Genomic DNA, 11851 nt, shown 5'->3' on the forward strand with positions numbered 1-11851 from the left:
AAGCACGCCGCCAGCGTTCGTCCTGAGCCAGGATCAAACCCTCCTAATTAAATTTAATTAGAAAAGCCGATCTGGCTTATTTATTCAAAACTTAACGCTTGCATCCTGTTCAGTTTTCAAAGAACAATTTGACTGCTCTCTCTAGCAGCTATATTATAGTATCATAGTTTTATTTGTGAGTCAAGTAGTAATTTTTGATTTATTTTGAATACCTTTGTCTTGCTCACTCTTACTTACTTTTTCTTGCCCTTTCAATATCGCTCTCTCAAAGCGACATAAATTATTTTATCACAGACTTTTATTTTAGTCAAGAAAAAAACAGGATAGAAATTCTACCCTGTTATCAATCGAGGATTTTAACCCAAATATTCATATCTTCAAAAGTTACCAAATATCGCAGTTTGACTAATCTTCACTATAAGATTATCCGTGGTGATAAAATACCATATTCAACTAGTGAAAATAAATTAATCATATCCCTTCAGATTAACACTTTTTCTCATTCTTGATTGAATAAATCTGCAATACTATAAGCATTATTGCCACGGTAATAATATTTGATTATCCCTTTTTCTATATATTTTTTTCCAGTCATCAAGGTTTAGCTTTTAAGTAAACCTTCCCAAAGTTATCTTAATGCTAGATAGTTTGATCTGTTAACTATTTTAGTAATATTCGTTTCTTCGTAGTTGAAACTTGAATCCTTTTATTGAATGTATCTAAAAAAACTTTAGACTATAATCCTCATCCTCAATTACATAGTCCATCCCATAAACCTCTCCAATAAATATAAGTTGACGTGTTTTTTATATAACTAATTTTTAGGGATAGCTAAAGATACAACTCTGTCTTCTTCTTTCAATCTTATTGTTCTTACCCCTTGAGTTCTTCTACTCATTTGTGAAATCCCTTTAACAGCCTGTCTATTGATTACACCTGTTGCAGTTACTAAAATTATTTCATCTTTTTCAGACACCATTCTATACCCTGCTAGCTCTCCTGTTTTTTCTGTTATTTTGAACGTATAAATACCTTTTCCGCCTCTGGATTGACTCCTGTACTCTGTAATTGGAGTTCTTTTACCAAATCCATTTTCTGAAATTACAAGTAAATCTTTGTTTTCTTGAGGGATATCCATCCCAACTACTTCGTCATCCTCACCTACAGATATACCTTTCACTCCTCGTGATACTCTACCCATACTTCTAACTTCTTCCTCAGAAAACTTGATTGCATATCCTTTTTTAGTACCTAAAAACACTTCTTGTTTTCCATTAGTTAAATGGACATCTATTAACTCATCATTTTCTTTTAGAGTAACAGCAATTAAACCATCTTTTCTATAGGCCTTAAGTTCATCTAGAATCACTTTTTTTACAATTCCCTTTTTAGTTACAAAAAATAAATAATCATCATGTGTAAATTCTTCAATTGGGATCACAGCTGAAATGTGTTCATCTGGATCTTTTGTTAATAGATTGACTATAGCAGTTCCTTTCGCCTGTCGAGATGCTTCAGGAATTTCATAAACTTTTAAGCGATATACTTTACCTTTATTAGTGAAAAATAAAATATAATTATGAGTAGTAGTTGCAAATAGGTGTTCTACAAAATCATCATCTTTAGTAGTCATACCACTAATACCTCTTCCACCGCGTTTCTGATTTCTATAGGTAGACAACGGCACTCTTTTTATATACCCTTGATGGGTCAAAGTGATGATTACATCTTCATTTGGAATTAAATCTTCTTCATCTATTTCTCCAGCCTTTTGAGTGATCAGAGTCTGTCTATTGTCTGCATATTTTTCCTTGACTTCTGTGATTTCTTTTTTAATAATTTCTAATACTAAGTTTTCGTCAGATAGAACACGTTTATAATAATCTATTTTATCCATTAATTCCTTATATTCCTCTTCTATCTTGTCTCGCTCTAGCGCAGTTAATTTTTGTAATCGCATGTCAAGTATTGCTTGCGCTTGTTTTTCTGATAGGGAAAAGTTATTCATTAGACCTTCTTTTGCTTTTTTTACTGTTTGTGATTCTCTAATCAGCTTAATCACTGCATCTAAATTATTTAATGCTATGCGTAATCCCTCGATTATATGAGCGCGTGCTTCAGCTTTATCTAATAAATATTTTGTTCGTCTAGTGATCACTTCTTTTTGAAACTCTAAATAGTGATTTAGTATTTGTCTTAGTGTTAAAACTTTAGGTTCACCTTTTACTAATGCTAACAATATTACCCCGAATGATTGTTCTAGGGATGTATATTTATATAATTGGTTTAAAAGAACTTTTGGATTAACATCTCTTTTAAGTTCTATAACTACACGTAAACCATCTCTATCAGATTCATCTCGCAAATCACTAATTCCTTCAACTTTTTTATCTCTAACAAGACCTGCAATTGATTCAATTAGTTTAGCTTTGTTTACTTGGTATGGTAGTTCTGTTACTAGTATTCTGTGTTTATTTCCTTTTAAAGATTCAATTTCTGTCTTAGCTCTAATTTTTAGCTTACCCCTACCAGTGGTATAAGCATCTTTAATACCACTTTTTCCTAATATTAATCCTCCAGTAGGAAAGTCTGGTCCTTTAATATATTGCATTAATTCTTCATCACTTACTTCTGGGTTTTCTATTAAAGCAGTCACACCTTCAATAACTTCACCCAAATTATGAGGTGGTATATTAGTGGCCATTCCCACAGCTATACCAGCAGAACCGTTAACCAACAAATTAGGAAATCTTGATGGTAACACTTTAGGTTCTTCTAATGTTTCATCAAAGTTTAATTGATAGTCTATAGTATTTTTATCGATATCTCTTAATAGTTCAGTACTAATCTTTGCCATACGAACTTCTGTGTAACGCATAGCAGCAGCATTATCTCCATCAATTGACCCAAAATTACCGTGCCCATCAACTAAAGTATATCTTGTTGAAAAATCTTGAGCCATTCTGACCATGGCATCATATAGCGCGACATCTCCATGTGGATGGTACTTACCTAGTACTTCCCCGACAACTCTTGCGGATTTTTTGTAAGATTTATCTGAAGTAATCCCAAGGTCGTGCATAGCATATAGTATTCGACGGTGAACTGGTTTAAGTCCATCTCGTACATCTGGAAGCGCTCTGCTAACGATAACACTCATGGCATAATCAAGAAATGAGTTTTCCATCTCTTTTTGTATATCTATAGGAATTATTTTACCTGTGTTTAAGTCACTCATATAACTTCACTTCCTTTTTCAAGACTTGATTAAAATAAGATTAAACATCTAGGTTACGCACATCTCTGGCGTTTGCTTGAATAAATTCTCTTCGTGGTGCAACTTTTTCACCCATTAGGACGGTAAAGATTTTATCAGCTTCAATAGCATCTTCTAGCGTAACTTGGAGTATTGTCCTACTTTCAGGGCTCATCGTAGTTTCCCATAATTGGGTAGGGTTCATTTCACCCAGACCTTTATATCTTTGCAGATTAATATTATCTCTACCTACTTCTTCAAAAATCTTTTCAAGTTCTTTATCATCAAAGGCGTAGTGTTTTTGATTTTTCTTTTTTACTAAATATAAAGGTGGCTGAGCTATATATATATATCCATGTTCTATAAGTGGACGCATATACCTATAGAAAAATGTTAATAGTAAAGTTCTAATATGAGCTCCATCAACATCTGCATCTGTCATTATGATAATTCTATGGTATCGAGCTTTAGAAATATCAAATTCTTCACCAATTCCTGTTCCCATTGCAGTTATCATTGTCTTAATTTCTTCATTTGCTAATATTTTATCAAAGCGAGCCTTTTCAACGTTTATTATTTTACCTCGTAGTGGTAAAATGGCTTGAAATTCACGATTTCTGCCTTGTTTAGCAGAGCCACCAGCTGAGTCTCCCTCAACTAGATAAATTTCTGATTTAGATGCATCTTTAGTTGTACAATCAGCTAACTTTCCGGGAAGCGCAGTTACCTCAAGAGCACTTTTCCTTCTAGTTAGCTCTCTTGCCTTTCTAGCAGCTTCTCTAGCACGAGATGCACTGATACTCTTATTTACAATCTTTTTTGACACTGCTGGATTTTCTTCTAAGAAAATTCCTAGGTGTTTAGAAACTAAAGATTCAACAATACGTCTTACTTCACTATTACCTAGCTTAGTTTTGGTTTGTCCTTCAAATTGAGGGTCTTGTACTTTAACGCTAATAATAGATACTAACCCTTCACGAATATCTTCACCTGTTAAGTTCTTATCAGCATTTTTCAATAAATTATGCTTTCTTGCATATTCATTTATGGTTCTTGTTAAAGCAATTTTAAACCCAGATTCATGGGTGCCACCCTCTTGAGTGTGGATATTATTCGCATATGAGTGAATCATTTCCTGATACCCATCATTGTATTGAGCAGCTACTTCTACTATACACCCTTCTTGCTCAGCTTCAAAATAAATAGGAGGGTTAAAAATGGTTGTCTTGTTATCATTTAAATATTCAACAAATGATTTTATACCACCCTCATATTTAAAATTATGGTACTCACCATCTTCAGTTCTTTTATCAGTTATAGATATAGATATTCCTTTATTTAAAAAAGCTAATTGTTGTATTCTCTTTTTTAAAGTTTCAAAATCAAATTTAACAGTTTCAAATATTTCTTCATCCGGCATAAAACGTATCTCGGTGCCATTTTTATCTGTCTCACCTATCTCTTTTATACCACTAACTGGTTTTCCTTTTTTATATTCTTGTAAAAAGATTTTACCATCACGATAAACTTTTACTTGAATCCAATCAGAAAGTGCATTCACAACAGATATACCTACACCATGAAGTCCTCCAGAAACTTTATAACTTTCATTTGAAAATTTTCCCCCAGCATGAAGATAAGTCATAATAACTTCTAGGGTAGGCTTTTTTATTTTAGGATGCTCTTTAACAGGTATACCTCGTCCATTATCAGTGACCCATACACTACCATCTGAACCTAAACCAACTTCAATATGGTCACAATAACCTGCCATAGCTTCATCGATACTATTATCAACAACTTCATAAACTAGATGATGAAGGCCTCTGTCATCAGTAGATCCAATATACATCCCAGGTCGTTTTCTTACAGCTTCTAATCCCTCTAATACTTGTATTTGACTTTCATCATAATTAATTTCTTTAACATCTTTTTCTTCCATATAAAAAAACCTCCATTCATACGCCTATTATACCACATACTCTTAATTCTGATACTGTATGTGATTCACTAATGATTATCAATTATAGCACCATCAATAAAAACATCAGCATACTTTTGCTGTTGAGAATATAGCTTGTCAATCCTTTTCTTAAGTGTAGTCGAAGCAATAGGTGAAAAGTAAATATTTTGTCCTGTTAAAATAAAGCTTCTTTCAGTGTCATTATCATTTTTTATTACAAATCCCTCTTCTTCTGATATTTTCAAAAAATCTCTTGTCGCTTTATCTTCAAGAATTTCAACATCAAAAATACCTACAATATCCTTAATAGGTAAGACTGAATTTTCACCTATATGAACAAACATTTATTATTCACTCCCTCTATTTCCGATTATTGTCAATTATTCTTAAATAATCCTTACCGAGAGAACCAACAATTTTACGCCAAGTACTATCACCAATCTCTTTTGGACTGCTTTCAGTTACTAGCAAAACATATTGATTCAGTAAATCTTTTAACCAGGCATAATTTTGGTCATTATAGCAATATTTACAAGCCTTTTTAGCTTGTTTTAGTTGATCTTTGATCTGATTATAAACTGTATTTTTCCCAGCATTAAATTCTGTACGTGTGATTTCAATATGAAGAACTTCATTAACTTCTTCATATTGAAACCAAGGTGACTCTTTTAAAACTCTAATTATACTATTCAACTTATCTTGATGTTTTTCCTTTTCACATTGTAGACATATGGCATTTAGTTTGAGCTCTTTAGTCATAATACCGCACTTTTTACATTCTTGATAACCTTGATCTTTTTTATCTTTCTTTAATTGTATATCTTCTTGTATGATTTTTTGTAATTTTTCTTGAAGTTCATGGTCAGTAACATCATTAATAACCTTACAGACCCATTTTTTATCATCTTTATTTAAACAATACTTTTTGTTCTCTTTTCGTCTTTTACTAGACGTTGTATTATTTTCTGGTAGTTGTCCTGTTACAAATTTAATATCATTAATGATTTTTTTTCCTGTTTTCTTGTTCAGATCTTTAATTAACTTTCTCTTTCGCATAGACAATTCTTGTGTCCACATTGGATGTGAGCATATCACAATCATCTGTTTACCTTGAATTTTAGAGGGACGACAGTGTTTGTTTATCTCTTCACCTACAATATGATGCCAATGGTTCATTGCAATTTGGTCGTAATACTTTTTTAAGAATCCAGTTTTGGCAAGGAATTCAGTTAGCTCACCTTTAATCCCCTGCATCCTCATTCACCGCCTCACCTTCATAGATTTTGTAAATTTGAGCTTTTTTTAACATATCACCTTTAAAGTCATCTCTACTAGTTCCTGTTACAAAAGTTTGTACACGTGCTTCTGTTAAGTTTAGTAAATGTTTTCTTCTAGCTCTATCCAACTCACTTAATACGTCATCTAATAAAAGTATCGGGTACTCACCTTTTTCTCCTTTAATCATTTCTAATTCAGCCATCTTTAAGGCTAAGACAGTTGAGCGCTGTTGTCCTTGGGAACCGTAGTTTCTTGCATTATTACCATTTATATAGAATTCAATATCATCACGATGAGGACCAATTGAAGTTGATTTTTTTAATAAATCATTATCTAAATTATTGCTTAAACCTTGTAAAAAGTAGTCTATAAACTCATCTTCCTTTAAATTATCATTTAAGATTGATTCTAAAGAAGGGATATATTTTAATTCTAAATCTTCTCTTTGGTTGGTAATTTTTCTATAGATAAGGCGTGAAAGTAGCTTTATTTGATGAATTATTTTTTTTCTTCTTAATGTGATTTTAACACCATATTTAGCAATTTGTTCATCCCATGGAGGTAAATAATATTTTAACATTGATTTATTTTGACAGGTCTTTAAGAGCTTATTTCTCTGTTTTAATGCTTTATTGTAATTTTTTAAATAAAAATCATAGTTATAATCAACCTGATTAATCTCTTGATCTAGAAAGCGTCTTCTATTATCAGGGGTACCTTTTATTAACATGAGATCTTCAGGACTAAATATAACCACATTCAAACTTTTTAAGAAGTTTCTTAAATTACTTTGTGGAAGTCCGTTTATTTTAAGTTCTTTTCCATGACCTTTTCTTTGAAGAATTTCTAATGTGTATTCTGAATTTTCCTTTTTTAATTCTCCTTTTAGGTAAAAACCGCTGGTTTCCCAGCGGATAAGTTCTTTTTCTCTATGAGCTCGATGAGATTTACCAGTAGCTAAATAATAAATTGCTTCTAATAAATTAGTCTTACCTTGTGCATTTTCACCAAAGAACAAAATTATAGGTTTATTAAAATTTAAACTTTGCCCCGGATAGTTACGAAAATTTTTTACATAGAGTTCTTTTAACTGCAAAAGATCACTCCTCTAACAAACCCATTACGTTTTAGTTTTTATCAACCTTCACACTTAAATTGTTATTAATAATAATTTCATCTCCGGGATAAATTTTTTTGCCCCTTTTATTGGTCTCATTTCCGTTAATTAAAATCCTATTACTTTCTATAAGGTGTTTAACTTCACCACCAGTTGATACTAAATTTGTATATTTCAATAACTGACCCAAAGTAATATACTCTGTTTCAATACTAACATTTTTTGAATCCATAAACTCACTCCTAGTTATTGATTATTTAAAATGCTCTAACTGGTAAAATTAGATGGAAGTACTGACTATTATCTTTTGGCCTAATTATCATTGGACTATAAGAACCTGTAAATTCTAATTCTACTTGATCTTCTTCTAAAACTTTTAGAACTTCAATCACAAATTTTGAGTTAAGAGCAATACTTAAGTTGTCTCCTTCTTTATATATAGAAAGGTCTTCTTTTAGCTTTCCAGTATGAGGTGAATTTGATGTTATTTCTAAATTATCTTCTGTAATATTTAGCTTAACTATATTATTAGATCCTTCACTAGCTAAAAGTGAGGCTCTTTCCATTGAGTTTTGTAATATTTTTGTGTCTACCACGACTTTAGTTTGATAATTTTGTGGGATTACTTGATCTAGATTAGGAAACTGTTCATCAATTAACTTACTAAATAACCTAACATTTTCTGTTTCACAATAAAAGTATCCGTTTGATAAGTATAATTTAACAAGTGTATCTTCTTCCCCAACTACTTTTTGTAACTGTGACAAGGCCTTTTCAGGAACTATATATTCACCCTCTATTCCATCATCATTAACTATTTTACCATTACGCCATGCTAATCTATAACTATCTGTTGCTATCATATCAATTTTATCACTATTTTCATTTGAAGAAAACTTAAATAACACTCCAGTAAAAGCCGGTTTGGTCTCTTCTTTACTAACAGCAAAACTAGTTTGATAAATCATTTTTCTTAAAGCTATTTCTGGAAGTGAAAAATAATTGTTTTCTTTAATTTTTGGAAGTTTGGGATATTCTTGAGGATCTAATCCTTTAATTTCAAAAAAAGCTTGCCCACTTTCAACTGAAACTAAAAAATTTTCTTTGTTTAAAGAAATTGTAACTTGATCTTCAGGTAACTTCCTAATTATATCAAAAAATTTACTAGGTACAACTACGGATCCCTGTTCTATTATTTCGGTTGGAAGGTAGTACTTTATTCCCATCTCTAAATCATAAGTTATGATAGATAATGTTTCTTCTTCGGTCGTTTCTAAGTAAAACCCATTAAGATGAGGTATTGTATTTTTACTAGCCATTCCTTTTTGAGTAGTTTGTAAAGCTTCCATTAATCTATCTTTATGAATTTTTAATTTCATTTATTTCACTCCTTTAAGCATATTATTCTTATATAGTTAATATATATATAAAATAGTCATATTAGTAATAGGGCTTGTGGATAAGTGGAAAACCCTAAAAACATTAAAACCTACATATTTTAAATATGTGGACAAGTATGTTTACAAAAAAACACAATTATCCACATATTAAGATAGAGAAAGTAATGATCAACTTATCCAAAGATGTATACACAAGAAGTTCCTTGTGTTATCCACAGAAAATTCGACACTTATCCACTTTATTGTTGTAATAAATCTTTTATTTCATCGATAGTATCATTTAAGTGATTTTCTTTTTTAAGATCATCTACTATTTTGTCATGAGCATGCATAACTGTAGTGTGATCTCTTCCTCCAAATTCATCACCTATTTTAGGAAGGGAACTATCAGTTAGCTCTCTAGCTAAATACATAGCTATTTGTCTAGGAAATGCTACAGATCTTGTCCTTTTTTTAGCTTTTAAATCATCAACTTTCAATCCAAAATACTGAGCTACTGTTTTTTGAATATGTTCAACGGTAATTTTTTTAGGTTGTTTGTTTGGTAAGATATCTTTTAAAGCTTCCTCAGCGGTCTCTTTTGTAATTTTTTTATTAGCCATAGAAGAATATGCAATTACCCTAATTAAACCACCTTCTAATTCTCTGATGTTTGTATCAACTTGATTAGCAATATAAACAATTACGTCATTTGGGATGTCTAATTTCTCTAAATATGCTTTTTTTCTTAATATAGCTATCCTTGTTTCTAAATCAGGTGGCTGTATATCTGTAATCAATCCCCATTCAAACCTAGATCGTAACCTATCTTCTAAAGTTGGAATTTCCTTAGGGGGGCGATCACTTGAGATAATAATCTGCTTATCATTTTCGTGGAGTGTATTAAAAGTGTGGAAAAACTCTTCTTGTGTTTGTTCTTTACCAGCTAAAAACTGTATATCATCTACTAAAAGAATATCCACATTTCTGTATTTATTTCTAAAATTGACGGTTTTATTATCTCTAATAGCATTTATAAATTCGTTTGTGAACTTTTCTGAAGAAATATAGACCACTCGGTAGTCTGGTTGATGTCCTAAAACATAATGACCAATAGCATGCATTAAGTGCGTTTTACCTAGTCCAACGCCTCCATAAATAAATAGTGGGTTATATGCTTTAGCTGGTGCTTCAGCTACAGCTAGAGATGCAGCATGAGCGAATCTATTCGCATTTCCTATAACAAAAGTATCAAAAGTATATTTTGGATTCAGCCATGTGGAGTTATCGTTATTCTTTTTAGTATCTTGAGAGTTTTTTTCAGATTCTTCTTCTTTAGTGTTCTGTTCAGAAACCTTTATCTTTTCCCCAGGTAATAAAAACCTGATTTTTAGTGCTTTTCCAGATACTTCTTTAAGTGAATTTTCAATTGAAGTTTTATATCGAGAGTTGAGCCAATCTTTTGTGAACTCATTAGGGACACTAACAAAAAGTTGTTTTTCATTTAGATCAACTGGTTCGGTAGATTGAAACCAAGTTTCGAAGCTTGGTTTACTTAATTGTTGCTCTAATTTTTCGAGAGTACTAGACCATAGTTCTGTCATTTCATTTGACATAATAACCCCCCCTTTTGGGTAAAAATATCCACAATTATTTAGCGACGCTAAAATATGTTAATGTTAAATTTTCAACAAAAATTAACAAAGAAATCTACAAGAAATCTACAACATATCCACAAGAAATCCACAGATTGTGGATAAAAACTTGGGGATAACTTAAATTATCATATGTATGATATCAGAACATGTGTAAAACTTCAATATTTATCCCCTTATTATCCACAGATATGAACGACCTTTCCACAATAGTTGTTATTGTTATTTCTTGACCGGTTTTTTCAAATAAGCTATAATTGTTTTAGTATCCGGCCTTTCCTTTGTTATCTAACAAGAGGAGGTGTTATTCTTGAAGCGTACTTTTCAGCCTAAAAAGAGACAAAGAAAGAAGGAACATGGCTTTAGAAAAAGAATGAAGACAAAAGCGGGACGTAATATCCTTCGTAATCGAAGGAGAAAAGGTAGAAAATCACTAACCGCTTAAAAGGCCGCAACTGTGGCCTTTTCTACCTTTTTTATAATTTATTAATACTAATAATATGATCTATGTATATTTTTAATTATTATTGATATAATTGAAGAAGGTCATATTAAATTATAATTATAAAACTGGAACTAATTACGAAGGAGTTTTTTTATATGTCCCAGTTAATTACATTAAAAAAGAATTATCAATTTCGAAGAGTTTTTAGGGACGGAGATTCTTATGCCACAAGACATATTGTTCTATTTGTGGTTTCGAACTCTTTAAATGTAAATAGAATTGGATTTTCTGTAGGTAAAAAAGTTGGGAATAGTGTGACTCGTAATCGGGTTAAACGTTTATTAAAAGAAGTATATAGATTAAATAATAGTTATTTAAAACAAGGTTATGACTTAATTTTATTAGGTCGTTTTCGTGCTTCAGACTTAGACTATCACATTTGTGAAAAGGAATTTTTGACATTAGTTAAAAAGTCAAAATTATTACATAAAAATGTGATATAATTCCAATTCATCTAGGATGTAGGTGTAATGATGAAAACTATTTTTACTTTATTAATTCTGTTTTATCAAAAAATTATTTCACCACTGCTCCCAGGAACTTGTCGTTTTAGTCCTACCTGTTCAGAATTCGCATTACAATCGTTAGAAAAATACGGTGTATTTAAAGGTAGTTATAAATCGATTTGTAGAATATTGAAATGTCACCCTTTTCATCCTGGTGGCTATAATCCAGTTGATTAACTATAAATACAATTT

Annotated in this window: 11 protein-coding genes; 3 read left to right on the forward strand and 8 right to left on the reverse strand. The window is 31.3% G+C overall.

Translation table 11 applies throughout. The features are described from left to right. Positions 1-814 precede the first annotated feature (814 nt). The 8 genes from gyrA to dnaA form a co-directional block, all read right to left on the reverse strand. The gene (gene gyrA / locus CDO51_RS08155) at positions 815-3238 is read right to left on the reverse strand and encodes a DNA gyrase subunit A (protein ID WP_089023791.1); all 2424 of its coding nucleotides are present in this window, start codon (positions 3236-3238) and stop codon (positions 815-817) included. 40 nt (positions 3239-3278) lie between these two features. After that, the gene (gyrB, locus tag CDO51_RS08160) at positions 3279-5198 is read right to left on the reverse strand and encodes a DNA topoisomerase (ATP-hydrolyzing) subunit B (protein ID WP_089023792.1); all 1920 of its coding nucleotides are present in this window, start codon (positions 5196-5198) and stop codon (positions 3279-3281) included. A 68-nt stretch (positions 5199-5266) separates the two neighbouring features. Further along, the gene (gene remB / locus CDO51_RS08165; RefSeq protein WP_089023793.1) at positions 5267-5563 is read right to left on the reverse strand and encodes an extracellular matrix regulator RemB; all 297 of its coding nucleotides are present in this window, start codon (positions 5561-5563) and stop codon (positions 5267-5269) included. 16 nt (positions 5564-5579) lie between these two features. Then, a complete protein-coding gene (locus CDO51_RS08170; RefSeq protein WP_158212392.1) occupies positions 5580-6473 on the reverse strand; it encodes a DciA family protein in 894 nt (297 codons plus the stop codon). Next, a complete protein-coding gene (recF, locus tag CDO51_RS08175) occupies positions 6460-7593 on the reverse strand; it encodes a DNA replication/repair protein RecF (protein ID WP_089023795.1) in 1134 nt (377 codons plus the stop codon). Before recF ends, CDO51_RS08170 begins: the two co-directional genes overlap by 14 nt. A 31-nt stretch (positions 7594-7624) precedes the next feature. Then, positions 7625-7846, reverse strand: coding sequence for an RNA-binding S4 domain-containing protein (locus tag CDO51_RS08180; protein WP_089023796.1), 222 nt, complete (start codon positions 7844-7846; stop codon positions 7625-7627). A 25-nt stretch (positions 7847-7871) separates the two neighbouring features. Further along, positions 7872-8993, reverse strand: a complete 1122-nt coding sequence (gene dnaN, locus CDO51_RS08185; protein ID WP_089023797.1) for a DNA polymerase III subunit beta — start codon at positions 8991-8993, stop codon at positions 7872-7874. A 260-nt stretch (positions 8994-9253) separates the two neighbouring features. Next, the gene (dnaA, locus tag CDO51_RS08190) at positions 9254-10609 is read right to left on the reverse strand and encodes a chromosomal replication initiator protein DnaA (RefSeq protein WP_089023798.1); all 1356 of its coding nucleotides are present in this window, start codon (positions 10607-10609) and stop codon (positions 9254-9256) included. A 349-nt stretch (positions 10610-10958) separates the two neighbouring features. On the opposite strand from dnaA, the gene rpmH reads away from it, so the two are divergent. The 3 genes from rpmH (at position 10959) to yidD (ending at position 11836) form a co-directional block, all read left to right on the forward strand. Continuing rightward, positions 10959-11093, forward strand: coding sequence for a 50S ribosomal protein L34 (gene rpmH, locus CDO51_RS08195; protein ID WP_089023799.1), 135 nt, complete (start codon positions 10959-10961; stop codon positions 11091-11093). A 155-nt stretch (positions 11094-11248) separates the two neighbouring features. Further along, entirely contained in the window at positions 11249-11596 is a 348-nt protein-coding gene (rnpA, locus tag CDO51_RS08200) for a ribonuclease P protein component (protein WP_089023800.1), read from the forward strand. A 30-nt stretch (positions 11597-11626) separates the two neighbouring features. Further along, positions 11627-11836, forward strand: a complete 210-nt coding sequence (gene yidD, locus CDO51_RS08205) for a membrane protein insertion efficiency factor YidD (protein WP_089023840.1) — start codon at positions 11627-11629, stop codon at positions 11834-11836. Positions 11837-11851 lie beyond the last annotated feature (15 nt).

Source organism: Natranaerobius trueperi (assembly GCF_002216005.1).
Lineage (GTDB): Bacteria > Bacillota > Natranaerobiia > Natranaerobiales > Natranaerobiaceae > Natranaerobius_A > Natranaerobius_A trueperi.

Excerpts from the sequence above, each read along its gene's own strand:
- gyrA (WP_089023791.1), bottom strand. The coding sequence starts at position 3,238 with ATGAGTGACTTAAACACAGGTAAAATAATTCCTATAGATATACAAAAA.
- gyrB (WP_089023792.1), bottom strand. The coding sequence starts at position 5,198 with ATGGAAGAAAAAGATGTTAAAGAAATTAATTATGATGAAAGTCAAATA.
- remB (WP_089023793.1), bottom strand. The coding sequence starts at position 5,563 with ATGTTTGTTCATATAGGTGAAAATTCAGTCTTACCTATTAAGGATATT.
- CDO51_RS08170 (WP_158212392.1), bottom strand. The coding sequence starts at position 6,473 with ATGCAGGGGATTAAAGGTGAGCTAACTGAATTCCTTGCCAAAACTGGA.
- CDO51_RS08180 (WP_089023796.1), bottom strand. The coding sequence starts at position 7,846 with ATGGATTCAAAAAATGTTAGTATTGAAACAGAGTATATTACTTTGGGT.
- dnaN (WP_089023797.1), bottom strand. The coding sequence starts at position 8,993 with ATGAAATTAAAAATTCATAAAGATAGATTAATGGAAGCTTTACAAACT.
- dnaA (WP_089023798.1), bottom strand. The coding sequence starts at position 10,609 with ATGTCAAATGAAATGACAGAACTATGGTCTAGTACTCTCGAAAAATTA.
- rnpA (WP_089023800.1), top strand. The coding sequence starts at position 11,249 with ATGTCCCAGTTAATTACATTAAAAAAGAATTATCAATTTCGAAGAGTT.
- yidD (WP_089023840.1), top strand. The coding sequence starts at position 11,627 with ATGAAAACTATTTTTACTTTATTAATTCTGTTTTATCAAAAAATTATT.